Below are 26,192 nucleotides of genomic sequence, written 5' to 3'. Positions count from 1 at the left end.
AATCGAATTGATTCATGCTCATTTTCAGATCAAAGCTCACAGTAAAAGTGTACCCTGTGGTTCGGCAAATGAACCGTCATCTCTCCCTTCATGCTGGACAGACCCGCATTCAAGGCATATAATCGTCGTAGTAAACCCGAATAAATGAACCCATTAAACCATACAATGCCAGGGGTGCTGGAATCGGCCGGCTGAGAGTGTGTCCCAAGACACTGACCCTTACAACCTGATCTGGGTAATGCCAGCGTAGGAATGCTTAAGCAAGATGTGCCTTTTTTACATAGGACCATCCCTTACTTTGGTATATACAAGCGCAAGCGTCCCGGAAACTCGGGGCGCTTTTTTTGTTGAAGATTAAGTTGTTGGAAAGATCGCATCCGGCAGATGTTATTTTTAGAAAATGGGGAACTTAAGCTGTCTGATTGGACGGATAACGGGTAATTAAAGGAGAGAACACAACGATGAAGCGCATGAAAATATTAAGCCTGGGACTGATCAGTCTGTGGCTCATGGCCCTGACCCTGACCGCTTGCGGTGGAAGTCCCCCCACATCCCAAGAAGCGGCTCCCGCTACCGACACTCAAACGTCTACTCCGGCAAAGGGGCTCAAAGATGTTAAAGTCGTGCTCGACTGGACACCCAATACGAATCATACGGGACTCTATGTCGCTAAGGACAAAGGATTTTACGAAAAAGCGGGTTTGAATGTCCAAATTGTTCAACCTGGTTCAGGCGGAGCTGATCAAATGGTTGCTTCTAATGCTGCACCTTTTGGTATCAGCTACCAAGAAGGCGTCACACAGGCTCGTACGCAAGGCGTGCCGCTTGTATCCATCGCTGCGGTGATTCAGCATAATACCTCAGGCTTCGCAGCCCCGGTAGATCGTGGAATTAAGAGCCCGAAAGATTTTGAAGGTAAAAAATACGGCGGTTGGGGCTCTCCCGTAGAAGAAGCGGTCATGAAATCCATCATGGATTCAGACAAAGGCGATGTGAGCAAAGTGAAGATCATCAACATGGGCAATGCAGACTATTTTACAGCCGTGAAGCGGGATATCGACTTTGCCTGGATTTTCTACGCATGGACCGGAATCGAGGCCCAGCTTCGAGGTGAGCCATTGGATATGCTGTATGTAAAAGATTATTCCAAAAGCCTCGATTACTATACACCTGTAATTGTGAGCAACGAACAGACAATAAAAAATGATCCCGAGCTGGTCAAAGCGTTCATGGACGCTACCGCACAAGGCTATGAATACACTATCGCTCATCCGGAAGAAGCCGCAGACATCTTAAGCAAAGCTGTACCGGAGCTGGATAAAAAACTGGTGCTTGCCAGCCAAAAATGGCTAAGCCCGCGTTATCAGGACGATGCAGCGCAATGGGGTGTGCAAAAAGCGGAGGTATGGCAAAACTATTCGGACTGGATGTACGAACGCAAGCTGCTCAGCAAGCCTTTGGAAGTCGATAAAGCCTTCACAAACGGTTTCCTGCCCAAGCGTTGATCATTTGTTAAAACGCTAAATAAGACTGAACTAGAGAAGTGAACGAGGCGCCACTACGCAGTCGGATGGTGCTTCCCATCGCTGCTGTACCCAGATTTCTTTTATGAATATCCAGAGGTTGAAATCTGGGTACAAAGGCGAACGCTAACGCTTGTACAGCACCATTTCGCCCACTTCGTTCTCGTTCTACTTGGTTTATTCTTTAGTTTTTCATATTATCTAAGCGCTAAGTAGGTGCGCTTGTGTGTTAAAAATGCCACACAAACCAGCTTTAAAAATAGGGTGCTTTTAAGGCGGTTGGCAGCGTAGTGGTTCATTTGAATCTGGAGAAGCGAAGCGATCGTAAGATCAAATGAAACGCGAAGCGGTCTCCCCGCCTTAAACCAATTTATTTTCCTATAACTTAAACAATAAAGGACAGGTGAATTTGCATGGCTAACACACTGCTCAGTATTCAAGTAATCCCTAAAACTCCTAATAACGAGGACTCTTACACGTATGTAGATAAGGCGATCGAGGTCATTCAGCGCTCCGGTGTCAAACATCAGGTGAATCCATTGGATACGACCATGGAGGGCGAGCTCGACGAGTTGCTGAAAGTGGTTAAAGAAATGCACGAGGCTTTGACGGAAGCGGGCAGTCCCAGCGTCATTTCACAGATCAAAATCGCACATAACCTACAAGGCATCAGCATGAACAAGCTGACCGAGAAATATCGCCCATGAATCCGAAAGGCAAGAACGCATCCTGGTGGAAAAGCGTATGGCCGCCCTTTGTGGCGGTCCTCTTCTTTTTAGCGGCCTGGCAGGGGGCGGTTTCCTATTTGCATGTTGAATCCTGGCTGCTGCCTGCTCCATCCCTCATCGTACAAGAGGGCATGGCCCAGACGGCGCTGCTTGGTGCCCATACATGGGCTACGATTCGTCTGACACTTGCGGGATTCGCGATAGGGACAGCAACGGGACTGTTGATCGCCATCGTTCTTCATACAATCCCTTTTCTCAAATCCGCCCTGTATCCGCTGCTTATTCTGAGCCAAAACATTCCAATCATCGCCCTGGGACCGCTGCTCATGGTGTGGTTTGGTTTTGGCGTGCTGCCCAAGCTGATGGTCATTACCCTAGTATGCTTTTTCCCCGTGGCTGTAGCGGCCATGGACGGGCTGACTCGAACAGACCGTACGATGATGAACTATATGCGGATGTCGGGTGCAAGCCGCATGGCTATTTTTATGAAGCTGGAGCTGCCACATTCCCTGCCGCAAGTCTTTTCTGGCGTTAAAATTGCTGCTACCTATAGTGTGATGGGTGCGATCATTGCGGAATGGATCGGAGCTAGTGAAGGAATTGGATATTATATGCTGCTGCAAAAATCGGCCTATCGCACGGACCTCATTTTTGCCGCCATCGGCATTATTGTTGCACTCAGCTTACTCATGTTTGTGGTTATTTTACTACTGGAGAAATGGCTGGTTCGCTGGAAACCCGATCGAGAGTAGCTTCCTCCTTGAATTACATACAGCAAAGAAAGGACGTGGCGCGTATGAGTCTGCATCCGACTGACTTATCATCATACAACGTGGCTAATGAACAACGAACCGGGGAACAGCAGAGTCCTTCAACCGCTCCTCCTGCTTTGGAATTGGACGGGATCAGCCTCGCCTTCCGCGAAAAGCGAAGCCTACTGCCCGTACTGCAGGATGTATCCCTCACAGTCAAGCCAGGAGAATTCGTTTCCCTCATCGGTCCGTCAGGCAGCGGCAAAAGCACGCTGTTTCACATCATCGGCGGGCTACTCAAACCACAGCAGGGACGTATCCGTATGCACGGACGGGACATGACTGGTGAACGTGGGCATATCAGCTATATGCCGCAGCAGCCCGCCCTTTTCCCGTGGCGTACCACGCTGGACAACGTACTGCTTGGGCAGGAAAATGCTCCACGTAAAAATACAGCAGTACCCCCTCAGTACGCCAGTGAACGCGAGCGTCGCAAAGAAGCCTTGCAATGGCTCGAACAGGTTGGACTTGGTAAATTCGCCAAGGCGTATCCACATACGCTGTCTGGTGGAATGCAACAGCGCGCAGCCTTTCTTCGCGCACTGCTCAGCCCACAGGAATTAATGCTGCTGGATGAGCCGTTCAGCGCACTCGATGCGCTGACACGTGCAGACATGCAGCAATGGTTATTACGGATGTGGGAAAAGAACCGTCGTTCTGTGCTGTTTATTACCCACAGCATTGAAGAAGCGTTGCTGCTCTCCGACCGCATCTATGTGCTGTCGGCGCGACCTGCTTCAGTGGTGCATGTCGTAGATGTCCCTTTTCCCCGCCCGCGTAGGGAAGAAATCACCCTCGATCCGCTCTTTATTGAATGGAAGCGGACCATGACCAGCTGGATGCGCGAGGAAAAACATAAACTGGACGGCGACATGGACAATGCTCAGAGCGTCCACAAGAATATCCCGGAAGATGGATTGAATCGACATGAGTGACGTAAAAGTTCGATGTGCATTGAAATGGAACAGCCAAACAAAGCCAGGCTTGGATTTGACCGCAATTGGACCCGCTCCATTGATCGACGCGCATATTCATGTAGACAGCTACCCGCCTGAACAACAGGAATTATTGCTCGCTTCACTTGCCAATAGCAGCGTCCAAGCCGTGATAGCCGTGTCGATGCATCTGGGCTCCAGCCGAGCCAATCTGCAGTTAGCCAAGCGTTACCCCGGGCTGGTACGACCAGCCTTTGGCTTTCATCCCGAACAGGCTCTTCCACCGCAAGCTGAGCTTGAACTCTTGTTCAACTGGATGGACGAACATGTACAGCAGATGGTCGCCGTGGGTGAAGTCGGCTTGCCCTATTACAATCGGCTGGAAGCCTCACAGAGCGGTTCACCTTTTGACCTCGCTCCCTACATAGTGCTACTAGAGCGCTTTATCCAGTTTGCAAGCAAGCATAACAAGCCCATTGTCCTGCACGCCGTTTATGAGGACGCAGACATCGCCTGTGACCTTTTGGAACGTCATGGCATCACACAGGCGCATTTTCACTGGTTCAAGGGCTCTACCGCCACGATCGAACGTATGGCCCGGAACGGCTATTATGTCTCCTTCACACCGGATCTCTTGTACGAAGAAGAGATCCGCAGTTTGGCAAGACAGTATCCGTCTGATCAGATCATGGCAGAGACAGATGGTCCTTGGCCGTTCGAGGGACCTTTTACTGGACAAGAGACACATCCCCGGATGACTGCCGACGTCATTCATGCGTACAGCAAACTGACCCATCAAGATGAATCTGCCGTCCGTCAATTATTTTATGAAAATACGAGACGCTTTTACTCACTATCTGATTGATAAAGGCATACCAGCTATTTACTGACTGGAAGGTTTACAACCACAACATGCAACCAAAGCAAAGAACCTCCTTATTTACGCGGGACTTCATCATACGTAAATAAGGAGGTTCTTGTATTTTCAAACGTATATAGCTCAAATACTACTTGTATTTTGCAGAGTTTTTTGTCGCCACTCAGCTTTTATTGCTTCAAGAAACCCTTCTGTTCCAAAAATGGCTTCAACTGCAAGCGCGCTGGCTCGGTCAGTCTCGCAGCCATTTGCTCAGACCATGGCGTAGAGCGTTGACCGCCTGTACGTTCCTTCAAATATTCCGCTGATGTGTGATCGTATACCTCTACAGCTTTCATCGTCTGATTTTTGTCGTAACCGTTCATATGCAAAACACCGGACAGTGGAAGACGTGGACGCAAGCCCGTTTCCTGATCCGGTACACCAATACACATACCGAACACTGGATACACCAGCTCTGGCAACCCTAACAACTCAGATACCTCTGCTATTTTAGTACGAATGCCGCCGATGTAGACGATGCCCAGGCCCAGTGATTCAGCGGCTACCGCTGCATTTTGTGCGGCTAACGCGGCATCAATGGTCGCAACCGTATAATTTTCAACGGAACCTTCATAGGAAGGCTGACCTGGCTGATGGTGTAGTGTGACCTGCTTCAGACGGTACAGATCTGCGCACCATACCAGAAACGCGGGGCATTGCTCAACGTAAGCCTGTCCTCCTGCCAACTCGGCCAGTTTTGTTTTTAAAGAAGGCTCGGTAACGGCAATAACGGTATATGCCTGCACATTACTGGACGAGGAAGCCATTTGGCCAGCTGCCACAATAGCTGCGAGCTGCTCGTCGGTAATGGGGTCTGACTTGAATTTTCGTACAGACCGGTGGTTCATCAACAAGGAAATCGTATCATTCATGACTGCTTCACTCCTAATCCATAATATAAGCTCTTTATCTACTTCAAGCTGTGAGTATACGAAGAAGTTCTTGCATGCTTGCTTGGCACTCCTACAAATATTATGGAACTTTCGCTAATGATAAGCAACCTGACGTGATAAAAGTTGAATGGTTTTAAAAAACAAACGCAACAAAAAGCAAGTACGCAACAATTGTGCGTACTTGCTCTATACTCTGATAATAACTTTATCTCGCAACAGATGTCCGACAGTACGCTATCCTGCTAATACATCCATACATTTACAGCTTCACCCGTTGGAGACGCAGTGCATTCAGCACAACCGAAACAGAGCTAAATGCCATGGCTGCTCCCGCCAACCATGGGGCAAGGAAGCCCAAAGCGGCAATCGGAATACCGATCACGTTATAACCGAGCGCCCAAAACAGATTTTGCCGTATGTTTGTCATGGTCCGGCGGCTCATTTCGATCGCATCAGGAATGCTGTTCAGGTTGCCACGCATGAGGGTAATATCCGCCGCCTCCATGGCCACATCCGTTCCCGTGCCCATCGCCATCCCAATATTAGCAGTAGCCAGCGCAGGCGCATCGTTAATACCATCCCCAACCATAGCTACGATCATGCCCTGCTCCTGAAGCCGTTTCACTTCTTCAGCCTTTCCTTCAGGCAGCACCTCCGCCAGCACTCGTTCAATTCCAGCCTCGGCGGCAACAGCCCGCGCAGTCCGTTCATTGTCACCCGTAATCATGATCACTTCAATGTTCATCGCGCGCAGACGGGTAACTGCCTCCCGTGACGTTTCTTTAATCGTATCCGCCACGGCCACCAGTCCAGCATAGGAACCATCCACAGCAACAAGCATCGCGGTTTTCCCTGCGCTTTCCAGCTCATTCATATGCTGCTCAGCTGAGTCATCTATCGCGATGCCTTCCCTGCTCATCAATCGGCGTGTACCCGCCAATACCTGCTTACCTTCCACATGCGCCTTCACACCATAACCCGGAATATTTTCAAAATCTGTCGGTCCTACTAGCTCAATGCCTCGATCTGCAATCCCCTTTACAATGGCTTCCGCCAGCGGATGCTCCGAGCTTTTTTCTGCCGCACCGAGCAAACGCAGCAAATCCTTTTCAGCCAAGCCGCTTGCTCCAACCATAACATCCGTCAGCTCTGGCTTGCCATTCGTAACTGTACCTGTCTTATCCAATACCACTGCGTTGACTGAACGGGTCATCTCCAAATGCTCGCCGCCCTTGAACAGAATACCGTATTCAGCGGCACGTCCCGATCCTGCCATAATAGACGTTGGGGTTGCCAATCCGAGCGCACAAGGGCAAGCAATGACGAGAACTGCAATCATTTTCTCCAGTGAGCCTGCAAAATCAGTCGGCGTCACAAGGAAAAACCAGACGATAAAGGCCAACACAGCGATAACAACAACAATGGGGACAAAAATACCGGAAATCTGATCCGCAATCCGCTGAATCGGAGCCTTGGAGTTTTGCGCATCTTCCACGACCTTAATAATACGGGCCAACGCCGTATCACCACCCACACGCTCAGCCTGGATACGTAGTACCCCGTTTTTATTGAGCGTCGCCCCTGTAACTGCGGAACCTGCTTCTTTTTCAACCGGAAGACTCTCACCACTTAACATAGATTCGTCCACTGCCGAACGTCCGTCCACGACCACACCATCGACAGGAATTTTCTCGCCGGGTCGTACAATAAAGATATCCTTCACACGTACCTGTTCGATTGGTATATCAAGCTCTTGTTCATCACGTACTACACGTGCCGTCGTTGCCTGTAGACTCATCAGGCTCTTGATCGCCTCGGACGAACGCCCTTTGGCTACCGCTTCGAACCATTTACCAACCAAAATAAGCGTAATTAGCACCGCGCTTGTCTCGTAATACAGCTCTGGCATGGTCATGACAGGCATTCCCGCCATTCCCTCCATGACATCAGACGGACGCAGAGTAAGGTACAAGCTGTAAAAATAAGCCGCAGATGTACCCAGTGCAACTAACACATCCATATTCGAACTGCCGTTACGAAGCGCTTTGTACGCGCCCACATAAAACTGCCAACCAATGACGAACTGAATCGGCGTTGTCAGCACTAGTTGGAACCATGGATTCAAGAACAGTTCTGGCACATAAATCCATGATGTAAAGGAAAAATGAGCCACCATTGCCCACAACAACGGAAATGACAGCACTGCAGACACAATCCACTTCCATTTTTTACGATGGATATCCTTACTGCGCACATCCGCAATATTGTCCTCAGCGCTCTGCGGAATCGCTCCGTAGCCTAGCTGTTCAATCTTGCTCACCAGATCACCAACCGCAATACTCCCAGCTGCATATTCCACATGAGCTGTTTCCATCGCCAAATTTACCGTGGCACCTGTTACACCAGGCATCCGATTCAATCCCTTTTCAATCCGGGTTGCACAGGCCGCGCAAGTCATGCCCGTCACATTCAGATTGGCTTCTTCACTTACAGTTCCAAACCCAAGAGAAGCAATTTTATCGCGAAACTCAGGGATCTCCACCTGCTTGGGATCATAGGATATCGACGCCTGCTCCAAAGCCAAATTCACATTAGCCTGTGCCACACCGTCTATTCGATTTAAACCTTTCTCAATACGGCTTGCGCAAGCGGCACAAGACATCCCCGTAATATGAAGCGTTGTCTGCTTGTCACCGTCGGTCGCACGGTTTTCCATGGTAATCCTCCTCCTATACCCCAGTGGGGTATATCATATCCAAAAAGAAAAAGCTTCTAATATGGAAGCTTCTCCTTCGAAACAAGTCTGTTCACACATAAAGCATCTTCAGCTTAAACAACATCATAGCCCTGGTCTTCAATGGCTGTTTTCAGAGCCTCAACGTTCAGCTTGGACTCGTCATATTCTACATTCACTTGCTTCGTTTCGAGGCTGACCTTGCCGGTAGCGCCAACTTTCTCCAAAGCCCCTTCTACTGCTTTCACGCAATGATTGCAGCTCATGCCTTCTACGTTCAATGTAACTTGTGCCATTTTCTTTTCCTCCTCAGGGGTACTTCCGTACCCATAATGTGTATGAATAGTACTCTTAACGGATTAGCTTCTTGACCGTAACCAGCAGCTCGTCAATCACTTCCTGCTCTCCTGCCTGCATGCGCTCAATGACACAGCTTTTCATATGCCCTTCCAGCAGCAGCTTACCAACACCATTCAGCGCGGACTGGACAGCCGCAATCTGGTTCAGTACATCGTCACAGTAGGTATCCTTCTCAATCAAGCCCTTAATTCCGCGAACCTGACCTTCAATACGGTTCAACCGGGATACGAGGCTGTTCTTGAACTCTGCCGAATGATGACTTTTTCTAACTGTCTTTTCCCCATCTGTTCCACAGTGATTCTCATGGACTTCAGTGTGGGAAACAGGTTGCTCCTCAGCCATACATCAGCCTCCTGTGTGGTGTATACATGCATTTATGCATTTGTTATATCCTTATCATAATATACCCCCATGGGGTATGTCAACATTCTAGAAAAATGTCACTTTTTCGCCCTATTTTATACTTTTGAGCGTGTTTCCTTAGCAAGTACGACAAAGCTTAATAGCGCGCCAATCTCGGCTATAGCTATAACGACCGCCATCGGTACGGGGGTTGTTCCACTCCCCAAGCCTACTAGCGGTGAAGCGATGGAGCCAAGTAATAGAGGCAACAAACCAAGCATGGCGGACGCACTGCCTGCGGAGCGCTGCTGACTCTGCATTGCCAATGAAGTCGTCGTTGTACTCACAATCCCTACGCAGGAAACGACAAAAAACAGAGGAACTAAAACAGCAAACAATTGGCCTCCGGTAAAGGCTACAGTAAGCAAGCTAATTCCGGCTACAGCCGCAATTACCAGACCCGACAAGAGTAACTGTCGTTCGCTGAAGCGACCCACGAGTCTACCCGTCAACTGCGAAAACAGTACAATCCCCAAACCATTCACTGCAAAAATGATGCTATACGTCTGAGGAGAAACCCCGAAAATATCCTGAAGCACGAATGGTGAGCCAGCGATATACGCGAACATCGCTCCTGTAATCAGCGCCTGTGAGAAGGCATAGCCCATAAAGCGTCGATCGGCAAACAAGTGACCGAGTGTTCCTAGCGTCTGCTTCAAGCCACCGGATGAGCGGCGGTTAGTTGGCAACGTTTCTGGCAAACCCAATACGACGGCAATCAGCATAGCCACGCCGACTACACAAAGCACCATGAATACACCACGCCAGGAAACAAAGTTCAAAATGACACCGCCCAGTACTGGTGCAGCGATGGGGGCCACGCCGTTCACCAGCATAAGTAGTGAGAAAAAACGTGTCAACTCTTTGCCCGAGTATAGATCACGGGCTACAGCTCTGGAAATCACGATCCCCGCCGACCCCGTAAGCCCTTGAATAAAGCGAAGCACAATGAGCATACCGATATTCGGCGCAAACACACATAACAGCGAAGCAGCAGCGTACAGAATGAGCGAGATCACCAGCGGTCCTCTGCGACCCCTTACGTCGCTAAGCGGACCAGCAACGATCTGGCCAACGGCCAGTCCCAACAGACAGGCGGTTAAACTAAGCTGCGCCAGCGAAGTGGTCGTATGCAAATTGTTCGCTAATGTAGGCAGCGACGGCAAATACATATCTATGGACAACGGCCCGAAAGCACTCAATGCACCCAGGACAAAGGCGATCCATAATATTCGCGATTTGGTCATATCTGCGGCAACCATAACAGTATTGGATAACCGGTTCATAATAATAATCATCCTTTTCAAAAAAATATAAATAATTACTTCAATGTATCATGATATCACTCATTTCGTCTGGCTTCGAATAATTACACGCTAATCCGCAATTTTTTTTCAAAACTGCTATATATCAGGCAGGAATTTACCAATTTCAGGTCGAATTATACGGTAACCAAAACAAAAAATTTGTGGAATCTGGAGAATGATAATGGTCTATGATGGAGTGCTACTAGGTCTCATTGTAGGTCTGTTCAGAGGAGGCTGGCGGCAAGGTCTGATCCGTTTCAGTCAAATTCGCCTTATAGCCGGCTGGATGTTCCCCGTGCTGCTGCTGGTACAATTCATTATTTTTTATTTCCAGGAAAAGTGGGCTTGGCTGGCAGCCATTAACGGGTATCTATTTATGGGAGTCTACGTGGTTGGATTGATATTTCTCTGGTTGAACAGACATCATAAGGGATTCAAGCTTATTATAATCGGCGTATTGATGAATTTTATCGTTATGGCGGTGAATGGCGGCAGGATGCCGGTCTCATTGAGCGCTTCGGAGGTGCTGGGTCCCTATTATACAGATATGCTTAAATCCGGAAGTGTCATCTCGAAACATTACATGATGGATGCGAGCACGCGTCTATCATTGCTTGGTGACATTATTCCTCTCTCCAAGCCCTATCCCCGCACGCAGGTAATTAGTATTGGAGATGTTGTCATGAATTTCGGGATGTTCCTGTTTATCCAAAGCATTATGGTCGTGAAGAGAACTAAGGATAAGCAGCAAGAAACCAATCCCCGCCACGCCTAGTGCACACCTTATTCCAAGGAAGGGAGGGAACCCTATGAAAAACTTGAAATACTCCCGTGTGATTATCAATGCTATTATCGTAGCTTCTGTCATAATTGCTTTGACTTCCGGTTACAAAATCGGGGGCTAGTCACCGATAAGAAAAAAAGGAAGCACAGGCTCAACAAAACAGGCTGGATTCCGGCCTGTTTTTTCATGTGAAATTTTCGATTACAAAATTGTAAATTATCCCATTCACCCCTGGTAGCTTTGACATCAAGATACGACAAGGCAGGAGAAGAAATGATGAGTATAATAAAAAAGCTGCAAGAACGGGTTACCGCGACGGGAATATATGTGTTTTTCATATGTTTGGCAGGCGTGATCGTCCTCCTGTATACGAACCAATGGTCCTTTTTGCACTATACGACAACAGAGTGGGTCACGATCTATTCCCTATTGGGAGCAGTTCTGATTCTGGAGCATTTTACATTCCAGCTACCACCGGCCAGTAACAAGCAGTCCATGGATTCCTCCGTGTATCTGGCTTGTATTTTTGTGCATGGCACCGAAATTGCTATTCTGATTTTGTTGTTAAATGTAATCATTGCCATGTTCCGGCACACAGAGCTGTCCTGGTGGAAGCATACCGTCAATTTTTCCATTTACGCCCTTTCCATTTTCCTGTCTTCAACAGTATTTGAACTAAGCGGCGGAACGCAGGGAGCTTTAAACCAAGATCATTTCGCTTCCTACCTGCTGGCGTTGATTTGCTACTTTGCGGTGAACACCATCACACTGGGCATCTACTTTTATATCGCATACAAAGGGTCCTTCAATGAGCTTAAACAGGCTTTTTTGGCTGAATCCCTGCTCGTATACTTATGTACACTCATTCTGTCTTTGGTATTGACTACACTGATTTATAACAACGGCATTTTAGGACTTTTGCTGTTCCTTGGGCTAAGCATGCTCCTGTCTCACGCATTCAAGCAAATGTTCACGCTGTATCGGGAAATCGAAGAAAAAGCGAACATGGATCGCAGAACAGGGCTATACAATCACAGCTACTTTGAAAATACACTTGAAGCTGAATTGAATATATCCCGATCCGAGAATACTCCTCTCAGTCTGGCGCTGATTGATATTGATGATTTCAAAAAATACAATGATCATTTCGGTCATCTTAAGGGCGATCAGCTACTGGGATTTCTCGGTGAGTTTCTTAAGAAGGAAACCTCCGGCACCCACATCACCGTATCCCGGTATGGTGGAGAAGAATTTACTCTGCTTATGCCCGAGCATACCGCTGAACAAGCATATGAAACAGTCAATGCTATTCGAAAAAGATTAAATGATTCTCGTTATGAGGGTGTTGAAATTTTTCCGCATGGCTGTCTGTCCTTCTCCGCAGGTATTGCACAAAGTCGCATTGACATCTACGACAAGTCACAGCTGGTCGATCTGGCGGATAAAGCCCTGTACTACGCCAAGAAACAGGGCAAAAACATCGTTCATACGCACGGAAGTTTAAATGAAGTGGAGCGCGAGGTCGATCTGGGGCAGGATATTCGCGATCTTGAACAGCAGCTTAATTTGTTCTTGTACAAGGATATTAACACTTTCAAGCATTCCAAGCGGGTATTCAGATATGCAGCAGACATGAGCGATGTGCTTCAGCTCGGACCGGAGGATAAGCGGCGTTTCATACTAGGTGCCCTCATTCATGACATTGGTAAACTGGAGATTCCCTGGAATATCCTCAATAAAAAAGAGAAGCTGTCCGGTGAGGAATGGCAGATGGTGCAAGCGCATGTCATGTGGGGCAAACGTATTGTCGAAGCCAACGAACGATTCATAGATTTGGTTCCTTTTGTGGAGCTGCATCATGAACGTTATGACGGAGGAGGCTATCCGTTTGGCTTTAAGGGCGAGCAAATTCCACGTTTATGTCGGATGCTGACGATCATCGACTCTTTTGACGCGATGACAACCGAGCGCCCCTATCAACCCACCAAAACGTTCGAGGAGGCCATTGAAGAACTACGTGCCTGCTCGGGTAGCCAATTCGATCCCAAACTAACGGCTATTTTTATCCATTATATTCAACATAAGCAACCTGCTTTCACGGATCTCATGGAAACAGGGCTCTAATTCCTTCATAGGCTCTTCCTCTTTGCCCCTAGCATGGTTGAAATCGTCCTGAATTCAACCACGCTAGGGGTTTTCATATGATTGGCATTTTGTATAATGCTTATTATTTCAAATTTCATATAAATGTCATAATTCGCTCCATCTATTCACGCTATATGCACTATGATTAAGATAGGAAGGGGTTTGTCCGTATAAAATGTTACAAATGGGGATATCCTCGCTTCAAGTAATCGAGAGAAGGTGACTTCACAGGCATGTTGTACCTGTCCAGACCAGCCCGTGTGGCTTGTCTTTTATTGCTGTGTCTCCCCCTTCTGATCCTGTTTCCTCACTCTTCGTGGGCTCATGCATTTGTCATTGAATCCAGTCCGACCGAAAATCAGGTTTTGGACAAGTCGCCTTCTCAGGTGACCATCACCTTCAATGAAGATTTGCAATCTGCCTTCATGTCGATCAAAGTGACCGACGAAACAGGCAAGCGGGTCGACACAGGAAAAGCACAGCTTGACCCGAATCACAAAGCCACCATGGAAATTCAATTGATTCAAGGGATGAAAAATGGAATTTACTCCGTCAATTGGAGAGCTTTATCCGCAGACGGACATCCGGTTAATGGAGTTATTCCATTCCAAGTGGGCAGTGGTTCCAATGCGCCTACCCATCAAGCTACCGCACCTGAAGGCTCAGGGACATCACGAATCGACTTAATCGCTGTCCGTTGGTTTCTTTACATAGGACTATCGCTGCTTTTTGGAGCGATTTGTTTCCGGCTGTTCATCTTACCGAGCATAAGCCAAGACAAGAATCGAAGTGAACAGCATAAGCAAAATCAGCGGCCCTTTGAAACATTGCCCCGCTGGACTAAGCTGCTATGGAGCGGCTACGGCATAACGTCTGCCGCCATTCTGATCAGCCTGCCACTTCAGGCTTCATGGGATGCCGGAGTTTCCATCAGGGAGGGCTTCTCATTCCCGATTCTGGGAGAAGCTCTCCAGTTTACTGGAGCCGGACAAATTTGGTTTATCCAGATGATTCTCGTGCTACTCCTAAGCGTAACGCTGATTTACGCGCTGGATCACAGCATTTCGAATCGCCAGCGCCGTCTTTGGGGATACAGCTCGGCTCTCCTAACGCTATGCCTCATGCTGTCCAAGGCCTTTGTCGGCCATCCGGCAGCGGCTACGCATCCAGCTCCAGCCATTGCGGCGGACTTCGTCCATCTCGCGGCAGCAGCCTTTTGGATCGGCTCACTTGCCGTCATGGTCGTGTGCCTGCCGGTTGCCGGAGCAGAGTTGCCCGTATCCGAACGGGCAACTCTGCGACAAGCCGCCTTGCGCCGCTTCGCCGGCTGGGGCATTGCGATGGTGGCAGCGTTACTCGCCACCGGTATATATGGAGCCGTGCTGTACATTCCGGCTCCCTCCATGCTGCTGAACACGTCCTATGGACTCGTTCTGCTCGGCAAAGCAGCGCTGCTGCTAGTCATGCTGGTCTTCGCGGCCAGCCAGTTCCGCAGCGCACGGCAAGCGGCGGCGAGTAAGCGAGCCGCTGGGGGATTGCGTGCCGAGTTGTCCGTCGGCCTGCTCGTGATGCTGTTGACCGCGGTGCTCACTCACCTGTCACCCGGCCAGGCACCTGCTGTACCGTTTGAGGAGACTCGCACTACGGGCGAATATAACGTTACACTGGCAGTCAGCCCCAATGCTGTGGGCAGCAATGAATTTAAGGTATCCGTTCAGGATAGCAAGGGTGCTGCCGTTTCGGGAATCCAGCAGGTCACGTTAACGCTCACTCCAGCAGACCCTGACCAAGATCAACAGGAATTTGTTCTGCCCGTAAAGCAACAACAACCATTCCGCAGTCAGGAATTGATGACCTCCGAAGGAACATGGGCGGTAAAAGTACATGCTCTGACGGCATCACTCGATGCGGTTGATGCTGAATTTACCCTGCATGTAGGCGGTAAAAAATAATTATTTTATACTTAAAAGGAGCGAAATGAATATGAATACAACGATTCAAACAGCAAAATCCAGATTTTCCAGGTTTGCAACCTCTGTGGGTCTAATTGCGGCGGGTGCCTTACTTTTTGCAGGCATGGCCAGTGCACATGTGACAGTTAAGCCTTCTATTTCACAACCTAATGCATGGGAAACGTACACATTGAAAGTACCCGTGGAAAAAAACATTCCAACCACCAAAGTCGCCTTGAAAATTCCGAAAGAGGTCGTTTTCAAACAATACGAGCCTGTACCGGACTGGAAGGTAGCCACCGAAAAAGACAGCTCTGGCAAAGTAACCACTGTGACCTGGACGACTGAAAAAGACGGCATTCAAGCGGGTCAGTATCAACGTTTCAGCTTTGTAGCGCAAAATGCAGACCAGAATACCGCAGCAGCCTGGGACGCCTTCCAATATTATAGTGACGGAAGTATTGTGGAATGGACAGGCGACGAAGGAAGTAACAACCCTCATTCCATTACCGAAATCACGGCGGAAGCCACGTCCGCAACCCCTGCCGCAGACAGCGGACACGATTCAGCGGGTACGGCAGCAGGCCACGCGAGCACAGATACGACTAAAGATAGCAGCAGTCCCGCACCTGCTTCGAACAATGCTGTAGAAGCTGCCCCTGCTGCTTCTGCTCCTGCCAGCTCTACTGCACAAACGACAGCACTCGTCCTCTCGATCATTGCAGTCGTTCTTGGTGCCGCAGCTGTCGGCATTGCACTCAAGCGCCGCAAGTAATCTGGGTTACGTATAAAGTTAAGATCGTTTTAAAAAGAAAAAGCTGACACCTAGTTAAAGGGGTCAGCTTTTTTGTATGAAAGAACACGATTAATATTCAGCTTTAATACATATTCAGATTCATCTCATCCTATTATTTCACATTCACCTTTCTATCATTTTTTTGGTAAAATGGTAGATACCTCACGATTCTAACATGATAGCATTGCAATCTATTGAGCATAGGAGATCATAGGATGAAAATCGTAAATAAGGCTCTGTTATCTAGCGCTATTTTCCTGAGTACCGCAGCGGGCATCTATAGCCCCTTGGCACAAGCCGAGACCGGCAAGATCAGCATTATGCTGGACGGATATCCATTACCGTTCCCCGTACAACCTGCCATGATGAACGGCACGACCATGGTTCCCTTTCGCGCTATTTCTGAGGCTCTCGGCATTACAGTGAAATGGGATCAAGCCAGCCAAAGCATCACTGCTACCAAAGCGCAAGGCTCTGCTACCAAACAGGTGGTTCTAAAGATGGGTAGCCGCAATGCCACAGTGGACGGACAAACGGTTCAACTAACAGCCGCTCCGCAAACCGTGCACGGCAGCACCATGATTCCGCTGGGCTTTTTCGGGCAGCAGTTTGGAGCCACGGTGAACTGGAACCAGGGAACACGGACGGTCTCCATTACATCGCCACGTGAAGCTATGTATACAGTAGGCTTCTATGCGCTGTCTTCCTTTGACCAAAAGTCCAAAATACCGGATTTTAACGCAGTTGCCTTCGGCTGGAGTCGAATTGATACGAACGGACAATTTACGACAAACGGCAAAGAATACAAATGGCCTCAAGCCGCTGGAACCGTAACGCCGGAGTCCATTGTGCAGGAGGCAGACAGCCAGGGGACTTCCCCTTACCTGATGGTCTATTCCGGAGATGGCAATCACGAACTGACCAAGGTTTTGGAAAATGCGCAGCTTCAAGAACAAACCATTTCCCAAATCGTCAGTACCGCCACCGACAAACAATTTAAAGGCATTACGCTAGATCTGGAAGGATTGGGCTGGAGCGGCGATAAAGCCAAAGCGCGTTCAGACTACAACGCCTTTATTCAAAAGTTATCGGCCAAAGCGCATCAGGCTGGACTCAAGCTCACCGTCGTTCTACATCCGCTGAACAGCTCTTACTCTGGCTATGACTACAAAACGCTGGGCAATCTGGCGGACGATCTGATCATCATGGCCTATGATTACGGACAAAAGGCTACGCCTGAGCCTTTGGATAAAGTGGACGAAGCCATACAACTGGCCTTGAAGGAAACCTCGCGGGACAAGCTCATTTTGGGGATTTCGATGGGTAGTGAAAAAGATAGCACCGTTAACGCCAAGATCGGTTTAGCCAAACGTTATGACCTCAAAGGAATCGCTATCTGGCGCTTGGGCATCATTGGAGAAACGGCCTGGGCGCAGATGAACGAAGCCATCGAGTTTAAATAAGTGTACATTTTATCTAAATAACCCAGACCTTATTCCGCCCGCTAATGATTTCTTATGCGTCTTCTATGAAATCATTTGGCGGGCTTTCTTCATGCCCTTTAACAAAAGTGCTTGCCTGATTTGGAAGTTGTCGTCACAGGCTCGCAACCCTGTTCTCCATAGAAGATCCCCCAGTCTCTCATAAAATCCAGCAACGGCCTTAACGTATCTCCCAACGGGGTAAGCGAGTATTCCACACGCGGTGGGTTCTCATTATAAATTTCACGGTGCACAATGCCATCTCTCTCCAGTTCACGCAACTGCAAGGTTAGCATCCGCTGTGTAATATTAGGCAAGGTCCGTCGAATTTCGTTATAGCGCCGCGGTCCTGTCGTCAAATGATACAAGATGACTCCCTTCCACTTGCCGCCTATAACCCCGACGGTTTTCGCTACCGGACATCCAAAATTAACGCTAACTGCATGTTCCATCTCCTGTGCCATGTATACCCCTTCTTTCTGTAGAATGTGTAAACCAATAGCCCCAGACGTATGACAAGGAACAAATATGTGCGTACTTGTTCCCTGCAAAAGCTTTCTATATGATAACTATATATTCGATATCAGCTCTCATTATAGTAGCAGAAAACCCATAGAGTACCAACTAAACCCATATCAAAAGGAGTACATTTTATGTCTAATACATCAGCTAAAAAACAGGAAATTCTGGACGCCTTTCTGTTCAGGCACGCCACGAAAGAATTCGATCCCAATCGCATCATACCAGAAGAGGATTTTCAGTTCATTCTCGAAACCGGGCGACTTTCTCCAAGCTCCGTTGGTTTTGAACCATGGCAGTTTGTAGTTGTACAAAATCAGGCATTGAGAGAAAAGCTGGCTGCAGTTTCCAGCGGCGGTCAAAAGCAGATTCCTGCGGCTAGCCACGTCGTCCTGATTTTGGCGCGCAAGGATGTTCGTTATGATTCTCCTTACGTGGAGTATATGTATAAAGAAGTTAAAGGTATGTCTGAGGAGGACTTTGCCTCACTGCCAGGCCGCTATAAGATTTTCCAGGGTGAAAATCAACGCTTACTGGAAAACGAACGTACGTTATTTGACTGGGCTTCCAAGCAAACCTACATTGCCTTAGGCAATATGATGACAGCGGCGGCTCAGATCGGTATTGATTCCTGTCCAATTGAGGGCTTTAACTACGATCAGGTGCATGCCATTTTGGAGGAAGAAGGACTGCTAGAAAACGGGCTGCTCGATATTTCAGTCATTGCTGCCTTCGGTTATCGCGCTCATGAACCCAAGCGGGAAAAATCCAGACAACCGCTGGAAAAGGTCACCCGCTGGATTCTGTAATCTAATATCCCGAGTCTCTCCCCCAAGCACTGAACACTGAAGCATCAAAAAAGCGGGCTTGCGGCACTTCATCTGAATGATGAACATACCGCAGCCCGTCTTTTTTAGGTCACTTCAATCTCTATTAAAATACCCTTGGATGCCAGGTTATCCAGGCACTCCTTCATATACTCATCGTCATGCTCCACATATGCACCCGCGCCTGCCAGTTCCTCACCCAGCTCCGCCTCCCAAGGCTCACACTGCTTACCGCGATACAACGGCTGTTCCCATAGTGGATCAACATTGTACCCTCTGCTTTTCATTTCGTCCATAATGAGCCTATGATAGCGCACCAGCAGCATGGGGTGATAATCGAACACATAATTCACGGTGGCGTGTGGCTTGCCCCACCCATTCCCGCGCAGGGCACAGCACTCACGATGTTGCCCCAACAGTTGCGGACGGGGTAACCTGTCGATTAAATGTTCATGCCAAAGCCTCATGCTTCCACAACCCTATCTGTAGCTTTTTCTGGTCTATTGGATTAGCATACGGATACCTGTCAGCACAATGCCGATCAGGAAGCCTGTAACTGCGCCGTTAATACGTATCCACTGCAAATCCTGTCCCAGTTTGTCCTCCATCAGTGCAATCAGGGATTTGTTATCCATTTTGTCTACATTTTCGCGTACCAAGTTACCAATTCGACTATGGTTGGCTTCCACCAGTCCAGTAATACCTTCCACAATTCGCACATTGATCTTGTCCAGCAGCTCGGTATTCCCTCTTAAATCAGTCAGCATCCGATCCAATAGCGGTAAAATATAGGTCTGCACATAGCTTCCGTCTTCCATGTAGTCCAATAAGCGTATACGCAGTTCTTCCATTTTGCCCAGCACTGACGCATCGCCTTCCCAGGCTTCAACAAGGCTATCCTTCCAGCCGTTCAACCCTTCCTGAACCGTATCTTTCGTCGCCAATCGGGTCACCTGTGTTCTCAGACCATCCAGCACGGCCTGGCGGCGTGGGTGCTCTTCCCTTTGCAGTTCTGCTACCTGATCCAGCAGGAAATGACGAATCATTTCACCCATACGCTCTTCGTTCAGATAGCCTAGGAATGCGTTCAAGGCAAACTGCATCAGCCCGCTCACCTGCAAACCACTAACAGCCTGCATCCCTAAGGTGCCCAGCGTATAACCCGTTTCGGGTCGCAAAAGCCAGGACTCTGCTTGCTCCAGCGTGTAATCCAGTGCGCGGCGATCATAGCCCTTCTCGCTGGTCTGACGAGCAAGCGCCTCTAGCAGCGGTCCGGTGTCAAAGTCAGTCACCTGCCGCTTGAGCTCTGCCACGATGACCGGAGCCAATTCCGCGAGCGGGAGCGACTGGACGAGACGCTTGGCAAGAACATCTATGGATGCCGCCGCCTCCGGCGTGCGCATTCCTTTTTCCACACCGCCCAGTACCAAATCGGCCAAACGAATATCTGCAATTTTAGACGCAATGCTGTCTTTGTTTAGCAGGTTATTTTCCACGGTACTCACCAATGCATTCGTGAGCTTGTCCCTATTTTTAGGAAGTAGCGCCGTATGTGGTATCGGAATGCCTAGCGGATGACGGAACAAAGCAGTGACAGCGAACCAGTCTGCCAGTCCCCCTACAAGTCCTGCCTCAAAAGCTCCGGCTAATAAACGAGCCCAGCCATATTGCTGGAAGGGCAATGTGGCTGCAAAGCCTGCCCCTAGAATAACGAGCGACCAAGCCGCTGCGGTTTTCGTACTTTTTGGTTTTCCCATCCTGTAATCCTCCAAACTGACTGTCGAGTAAGTAAAGCACTATACCTGTATTACCCATCATATCATTGCCCGTGTCATTTCCAAAGTTGAAAGCACTTTTGATGAAACGCGCAAGGGCACTTTTTGCGTAATTTTTTATGCATATATCTCTCTTTTTTACATTCATGTTTGTGAACAAAATCACAGTACTGGGCCCAAACTCTTATTTTCAATAATAAGCCTTACGAACCATTTTAACAAAACCAAGTCCCAATTTTTTTAAACCGAAAGGAGAAGTGAACAAGAAAGTTGAATGGGCATAAGATACCTTTTTTCAGTACCATTTTGGTATTTGACCTCAGAAAGGATTTGAATCCATGATAACCCCAGATTCTTTCAACAGCATTCGACTTTTTCATATGGATTATCAGATTAAATATCCATAAAAAGCGAGACTCCCATAAAGCTCACACACATAATTTGATATATAGACATATTTGTTGTGATAAAATAAACTTTTATAAATAGGAAATCATGTTTAATCAGCCATTATATATTGGTAAATCAAACCAAGATATGCTAGATAAAATTGCTTTTTTGTAAAGGAATTGAATATGACAACAGACCAAAAAAACAACGTGGGCCTCTGGAATGGCGATCCGGTCGTAATTGTACGCACTCCCTCCGCTTTTGCCAAGCAATCCCTTTTATATATCCAGGAATTAGGCTACTTCCAAAAAACTTCTGCTTTTACGATGGAAAGGAAAGAACTTGCCTCTTTTTTGCTTGTCTTTACGTTGTCTGGTAAGGGAGAATTACTGTACCGGGGCAAGAAATATATCATAAAACCTCAAGATTTGTTCTTTATTAATTGCGAGGAATATGTTCAATACAGCACCTCCGGTCATGAATCCTGGGAGTATATCAGCCTGTACCTGTATGGCAACCTGATCGAAAATTTTTACGAACAATTTGCCAAGCATAATAAACCGGTCATTTCCATGCATAATCCGCATATTATATTGGATAAGCTCCATGCTCTGATTTGCGGGCAGTCTGACAGAAGTCTTTCCGCTGAGCTGCTAACGTCCAGGCTCATTGGTGAAATACTAATGTGCATTTTGCAACATCCCTATGATCATCCGCATGTGAATGCTGAAACCCTCAGCGAAGTACGCCGGGTACAACAATATTTGGATCAGTCCTACTGTGAGCGAATAACACTGGACTCGCTGGCAGACATGTTTGAATTAAACAAGTTTAATCTGGCTAAAAATTTCAAAAAGCAGATCGGTTTCTCTCCGATTGATTATCTCATTAATGTCCGTATCACAGCCGCTCAAAGCTGGCTTAAAACCAGTGACATGTCCATTGTGGATATCGCAAGGTACGTAGGGATTCCCAATACGAGCCATTTTATTAACCTATTCAAGGAGCATGTAGGAGAAACACCTCATTCCTTCCGCAAAAAATGGGGGAACCGTTCCAAGTTGTAAATGAGAGGTTACATGAAATCAGTTTGATAGATGATAGACGCACAAGCTATTCAAGTTAATGGCAAAACTGTCGAAAGGCAGTGACGCAAAACTATAGGGCCTTCCTATCCGGATGGCAGCCAGCTACCAGATGAACGAGCTTTTTATTATGTCTTTTTTACATAGATCCATCACAAATTGCTATGCCTCTCTCGAAGAAAGCCCTGATCGCTATGATCAGGGCTTTTTTTCTATTGGGATAGTCATGTCAGCCTAGCATGCTGAATATACTAATTTCGAACGAAGCATTACCATATTACGATGAATAGGAGAATCACTTGGAGCATGAGAACAAAAATAAATGTAATGATCATTGCCTTATTGCTCATTGTCCAAAGCTTTTTCAGCGCAACGCTGGCTTACGCAGATGCTCCAGCCCCAGAACTGCCGCAGAGTGCTGTATCTGATCCTACACCTACCGTTACAGATGCTGTATACGTTGTCCCAAACCTTGAACCTCCTGGGGAGATTCCTTCAAACACGGTCCCCTTCGTTCAAGGAGCAGTCAGTTCAAAGTCTCAACATGATGCAGCTCCGCAGAGCATATTAACGAAGTTGAGCCTGACCGACGAAGCAGGGCGTGTCATTGATGCGGTATATAGTCCAGACAGCCAATTCGACATCGGATCAGCCATCCAACTAGGCTATGAATGGGAGCTTCCTGACAATACCTATAAGTCAGGGGACACCTTCACCTTTCATTTACCAGAACAGTTTGTCATCTACACTGATATCTCATCTCCGTTAGTCACTACCGATGGAACCGTGGGATACTTCACAGTAGATCGTCAGGGCAAGGTTATCATGACCTTTAACCAATATGTAGAGAATCACTCCAATGTCAGCGGCAAACTACAAGTTAAAACCGAGTTTACGAAAGAAACGGTGAAAGGCAGTACAGAGATCATCATTGCGATTCCGATCAAAGGCGGGGTACAAACGGTCATCGTGAATGTAAAACCCCAGTCAGGGCCAACCCTAAGCAAACAAGGGAAAATAGAGGGCACCAATCAGATCGACTGGACCATTGATGTGAACAAACAACTAAACACCGTAAAGCATGCCCTCATCACCGATCCAATTCCTTCAGGGCTGGAACTCAGAAGAGACTCTATCCGGCTCTATCATCTACAAGTCAATATCGACGGCTCGACCGTTGTTCGAGACCTAGTGAATGCAAGTGAATATGCCATTGAAGCAGATCAAGCCGGGACAGGGTTTGTGATTCGTTTTCAAGACGATAGCATTAACACGGCCTATCAGATTCAATATTCCACGCGTATTATTGGCGATAAAACTCGTTTCTCCAACACAGCAACGCTTTCAGGAGATGCGATAGAGAACGTTGTTGCTACCGCTACTGTTCAGGTGGAACGTGGTGAATTTTTGTCCAAAAAGGTTGAAAAATATGATCATGCCACACAAACACTCTCGTGGGCCATAAGATATAACTTTAGCGAGACAAAAATCCCCGAAGCCAAAGCTCTTTTAATTGATCATTTCAATAAAACTCAAGAATTGCTGCCCGGTTCTTTGAAAGTATTTAAGGGAAACACACTGGAGGAGCTCCCATCGTGGGCGTATACTGTCATCCCAGTTGATTATCCGGACCGCAACGGCTTCAAACTTCAATTCAACTTCGACGTAGATTCAGCCTATACCATCCGATACCAGACTCAAGCCAGAGGCCGTGTCTATGATAATGGAAAAGTTATAAACATCATAACCTCGGATGGAACGCAGAAGATTGTATCGACGGAAATCATAAGCGGAGTTATGACTAAAATGTATGACACACCCAATTACAACACCAAAATCATACCTTGGGTGATTACCATCAATACAGACTTGTACATCATGAAAAATATTGTCATTCAGGATGTGTTTCCAAACGGGGGCTTGGCTTTGTTACCGGACACCCTGAAAATTCAAAGTGTTGACGGAACAACGGAGCTACGTGCGCCCACGGATTATGAGCTGGTTCCGCTATCACAGGACTATAAACAAGGATTTACGCTCATTTTTCATAAAGCCATTCAGAAGGCTTATACAATCAAGTATTCAACCACCTATAATAATGACTGGAAAACGGATACGACGAAGCCCGAGTTTCGTAATAAATCCCATATAGAATACCAGTTTGAAGACGGAGAAAGATCATCGCAAGGAGTGGAGTGCCCGATCTGGCCGGACTTTATGACACAACGAAACGGTGCCAAGCAAGGAAGCTATAATGCAACCTCCAAGCTCATTACCTGGGACATTAAAGCTAACTACAATCGCAAGATTCTGAATCACGCGGAAGTGAGAGACCCCTTGTTGCAAGGTCAGAAGTTACTGCCCGCCTCCGTAAAAGTATACGATATGACCTTGCTGGGATGGTGGGATGGCGTACAAAAAGGGGCTGAAATCCCAGCAGATCAATACACCATTATTCCTCCCTCCGAGCAAAATGGTAATGAATTGCGTATCCAGTTCAAGGAGCAAATACAGACTCCCTACTGGATTACCTTTCAAACTTCATTGGAAGGAGAACTGATTGAAAAAGAAATCCACAATCAAGCCCTTCTACTGGATGGACAAAAAACAGTCTCTGAATGGGCAGCGCAAGTCGCGGTACCTCATGGCGGAGAATATGTATCTAAAGTCGGTACACAAAATGGAAATAAGATCGATTGGAGCATCCGCATCAATGAAGGACAGTCCCATGTATCCAACGCTAAAATTATAGATCAGCCTAGCAACAATCAAATCCTAATTGAGGATTCCTTTCATTTGTACTCTACAATAATCGCTGCCAACGGAAATACCACCAAAAGCACCGAGTTGATTAGAAACCAAGATTACAAGCTGTATATCAAGACAGACGCTCAAGGCCAGCAAACTTTTGAAGTTACTTTTGCCAAGGATATTTCCACTGCTTTTATACTTGAATACCAATCGTTCATTCATGCTGAAGACAAAGCCAAGGTGAGTAATAAGGTTGCCTTTGAGGGGGATCGCTTGACGACAGAGATGCGGGAAACCAGCCAGGAAATCATCGTACGAACGTCTTCCGGCTCCGGTTCTGGCGGGGGTGTGACCGAAAGTCTTGAGCTGACCAAGGTAGATCAGGATATGCCTGACAAGGTACTGCCTGGCGCACAGTTTGCGCTCTATGATAAAGGTCAAAAAAGAGCCCCGCTCATTCAGACCACCAATGCGGAAGGCAAAATCATCTTTTCCTCCTTGCTTCATGACGATTATATCTTGGAAGAATTGGCAGCACCGGAGGGCTATAAAGTCACCGAGGGCAAGCTCGAGATCAAAATAGACGCAACACTGCGACAAAGCTCTGGTGTAAAGAGGGTTGTGATCACCAATCGTAAAGAAAAGAAAAACGAACCAGGAACGCCTACTCATCCAGACCCTTCACCCCCGTCCGGAGGCTCAGGTAAAAAACATGACAAAGATCCGGAAATACCCGATACTCCGTCTATAACCGTTCCTCCGTCATTGCCAAAGTCTCCGGAGGACATAGTCCCTCCACAGGAGGAACCTGCGCCTATACCGCCGGAGCCGGAGCCGCCAGCCGTCATGCCTCATCAAGATCCTCCTCCTCCGGTGGATTCGAAAGACGATCCCGAACCTAAGATCCGTCTCAAGGTTCCGGGAAAAGAACCTGAAGATCCGGAGGATACACCTGCGGTACACCAATTGCCCCAAACAGGTGAAAGCAGCCCCGTTCCGTTCTATTTGACAGGCATAGCGATGGTTATATGGGGCGTATTTTTGAAATTCACACGAATAAACAAAAAATAAAAC

At 47.7% G+C, this 26,192-nt stretch carries 21 protein-coding genes and 2 riboswitches; of the genes, 13 read left to right on the top strand and 8 right to left on the bottom strand.

Annotated elements, in window-relative coordinates; translation table 11 throughout:
• Positions 1-160: 160 nt before the first annotated feature.
• A riboswitch (TPP riboswitch) is annotated at positions 161-270 on the top strand.
• A 191-nt stretch (positions 271-461) separates the two neighbouring features.
• From NLX82_RS18245 to NLX82_RS18225, 5 genes are all read left to right on the top strand, one after another.
• The gene (locus NLX82_RS18245; RefSeq protein ID WP_071559426.1) at positions 462-1,505 is read left to right on the top strand and encodes an ABC transporter substrate-binding protein; all 1,044 of its coding nucleotides are present in this window, start codon (positions 462-464) and stop codon (positions 1,503-1,505) included.
• 431 nt (positions 1,506-1,936) lie between these two features.
• Positions 1,937-2,230, top strand: a complete 294-nt coding sequence (locus NLX82_RS18240; protein WP_028541213.1) for an MTH1187 family thiamine-binding protein — start codon at positions 1,937-1,939, stop codon at positions 2,228-2,230.
• Entirely contained in the window at positions 2,227-3,003 is a 777-nt protein-coding gene (locus tag NLX82_RS18235; protein WP_075153606.1) for an ABC transporter permease, read from the top strand. Before NLX82_RS18240 ends, NLX82_RS18235 begins: the two co-directional genes overlap by 4 nt.
• Positions 3,004-3,047: 44 nt before the next feature.
• Positions 3,048-3,998 (top strand): ABC transporter ATP-binding protein, encoded by a 951-nt coding sequence (locus NLX82_RS18230; RefSeq protein WP_053326524.1) that lies wholly within the window; start codon positions 3,048-3,050, stop codon positions 3,996-3,998.
• Positions 3,991-4,863, top strand: coding sequence for a TatD family hydrolase (locus NLX82_RS18225; protein ID WP_254348728.1), 873 nt, complete (start codon positions 3,991-3,993; stop codon positions 4,861-4,863). The genes NLX82_RS18230 and NLX82_RS18225 overlap by 8 nt, the downstream gene beginning before the upstream one ends.
• A 182-nt stretch (positions 4,864-5,045) precedes the next feature.
• On the opposite strand, the gene nfsA is transcribed toward NLX82_RS18225, so the two are convergent.
• The 5 genes from nfsA to NLX82_RS18200 form a co-directional block, all read right to left on the bottom strand.
• Positions 5,046-5,789 carry an oxygen-insensitive NADPH nitroreductase gene (nfsA, locus tag NLX82_RS18220; protein ID WP_023986699.1) on the bottom strand — a complete coding sequence of 248 codons (744 nt, stop codon included), beginning with the start codon at positions 5,787-5,789 and terminating at the stop codon, positions 5,046-5,048.
• Positions 5,790-6,069: 280 nt separating this feature from the next.
• A complete protein-coding gene (locus NLX82_RS18215) occupies positions 6,070-8,526 on the bottom strand; it encodes a heavy metal translocating P-type ATPase (RefSeq protein WP_254348727.1) in 2,457 nt (818 codons plus the stop codon).
• Between the two features lie 113 nt (positions 8,527-8,639).
• Positions 8,640-8,840 (bottom strand): copper ion binding protein, encoded by a 201-nt coding sequence (locus NLX82_RS18210; protein WP_013308457.1) that lies wholly within the window; start codon positions 8,838-8,840, stop codon positions 8,640-8,642.
• A 55-nt stretch (positions 8,841-8,895) separates the two neighbouring features.
• Positions 8,896-9,246, bottom strand: a complete 351-nt coding sequence (locus NLX82_RS18205; RefSeq protein ID WP_013308456.1) for a metal-sensitive transcriptional regulator — start codon at positions 9,244-9,246, stop codon at positions 8,896-8,898.
• A gap of 116 nt (positions 9,247-9,362) precedes the next feature.
• Positions 9,363-10,592: a multidrug effflux MFS transporter gene (locus tag NLX82_RS18200; protein WP_254348726.1), complete on the bottom strand. Its 1,230-nt coding sequence runs from the start codon at positions 10,590-10,592 to the stop codon at positions 9,363-9,365.
• A 202-nt stretch (positions 10,593-10,794) separates the two neighbouring features.
• On the opposite strand from NLX82_RS18200, the gene NLX82_RS18195 reads away from it, so the two are divergent.
• The 5 genes from NLX82_RS18195 to NLX82_RS18175 all read left to right on the top strand — a co-directional run bounded on the left by NLX82_RS18195 (position 10,795) and on the right by NLX82_RS18175 (position 17,753).
• Complete coding sequence (locus tag NLX82_RS18195; protein WP_025723384.1) at positions 10,795-11,388, top strand: DUF5317 domain-containing protein; 594 nt, start codon at positions 10,795-10,797, stop codon at positions 11,386-11,388.
• 282 nt (positions 11,389-11,670) lie between these two features.
• Entirely contained in the window at positions 11,671-13,521 is a 1,851-nt protein-coding gene (locus NLX82_RS18190; RefSeq protein ID WP_053324483.1) for a bifunctional diguanylate cyclase/phosphohydrolase, read from the top strand.
• 254 nt (positions 13,522-13,775) lie between these two features.
• Positions 13,776-15,494: a copper resistance CopC/CopD family protein gene (locus tag NLX82_RS18185; protein WP_076295440.1), complete on the top strand. Its 1,719-nt coding sequence runs from the start codon at positions 13,776-13,778 to the stop codon at positions 15,492-15,494.
• 31 nt (positions 15,495-15,525) lie between these two features.
• Entirely contained in the window at positions 15,526-16,269 is a 744-nt protein-coding gene (locus NLX82_RS18180) for a YcnI family copper-binding membrane protein (RefSeq protein WP_254348725.1), read from the top strand.
• 236 nt (positions 16,270-16,505) lie between these two features.
• Positions 16,506-17,753, top strand: coding sequence for a stalk domain-containing protein (locus tag NLX82_RS18175; RefSeq protein ID WP_023986691.1), 1,248 nt, complete (start codon positions 16,506-16,508; stop codon positions 17,751-17,753).
• Between the two features lie 98 nt (positions 17,754-17,851).
• Here NLX82_RS18175 and NLX82_RS18170 read toward each other — a convergent pair whose 3' ends face one another.
• On the bottom strand, positions 17,852-18,235 hold the full coding sequence (locus tag NLX82_RS18170) for a winged helix-turn-helix transcriptional regulator (protein WP_023986690.1): 384 nt from the start codon (positions 18,233-18,235) through the stop codon (positions 17,852-17,854).
• Positions 18,236-18,424: 189 nt separating this feature from the next.
• Between NLX82_RS18170 and NLX82_RS18165 the strand changes: the two genes are divergently transcribed.
• Positions 18,425-19,099: an NAD(P)H-dependent oxidoreductase gene (locus tag NLX82_RS18165; RefSeq protein ID WP_028541224.1), complete on the top strand. Its 675-nt coding sequence runs from the start codon at positions 18,425-18,427 to the stop codon at positions 19,097-19,099.
• Positions 19,100-19,203: 104 nt separating this feature from the next.
• On the opposite strand, the gene NLX82_RS18160 is transcribed toward NLX82_RS18165, so the two are convergent.
• On the bottom strand, positions 19,204-19,584 hold the full coding sequence (locus NLX82_RS18160; protein ID WP_023986688.1) for a TIGR02328 family protein: 381 nt from the start codon (positions 19,582-19,584) through the stop codon (positions 19,204-19,206).
• A gap of 33 nt (positions 19,585-19,617) precedes the next feature.
• Positions 19,618-20,874 (bottom strand): DUF445 domain-containing protein, encoded by a 1,257-nt coding sequence (locus tag NLX82_RS18155; RefSeq protein WP_068941032.1) that lies wholly within the window; start codon positions 20,872-20,874, stop codon positions 19,618-19,620.
• A 593-nt stretch (positions 20,875-21,467) separates the two neighbouring features.
• Between NLX82_RS18155 and NLX82_RS18150 the strand changes: the two genes are divergently transcribed.
• Complete coding sequence (locus NLX82_RS18150; protein WP_028541226.1) at positions 21,468-22,349, top strand: AraC family transcriptional regulator; 882 nt, start codon at positions 21,468-21,470, stop codon at positions 22,347-22,349.
• A gap of 50 nt (positions 22,350-22,399) precedes the next feature.
• A riboswitch (cyclic di-GMP riboswitch) is annotated at positions 22,400-22,480 on the top strand.
• 193 nt (positions 22,481-22,673) lie between these two features.
• Positions 22,674-26,189 (top strand): collagen binding domain-containing protein, encoded by a 3,516-nt coding sequence (locus NLX82_RS18145; protein WP_076159103.1) that lies wholly within the window; start codon positions 22,674-22,676, stop codon positions 26,187-26,189.
• Positions 26,190-26,192: the final 3 nt, after the last annotated feature.

The sequence above is a fragment of the Paenibacillus sp. A3M_27_13 genome, from assembly GCF_024213315.1.
In the GTDB taxonomy this organism is placed as follows: Bacteria; Bacillota; Bacilli; order Paenibacillales; family Paenibacillaceae; genus Paenibacillus; species Paenibacillus polymyxa_B.
Note: the sequence above shows the minus strand (reverse complement) of the source record. Positions and strands in the feature narration are given on the sequence as shown.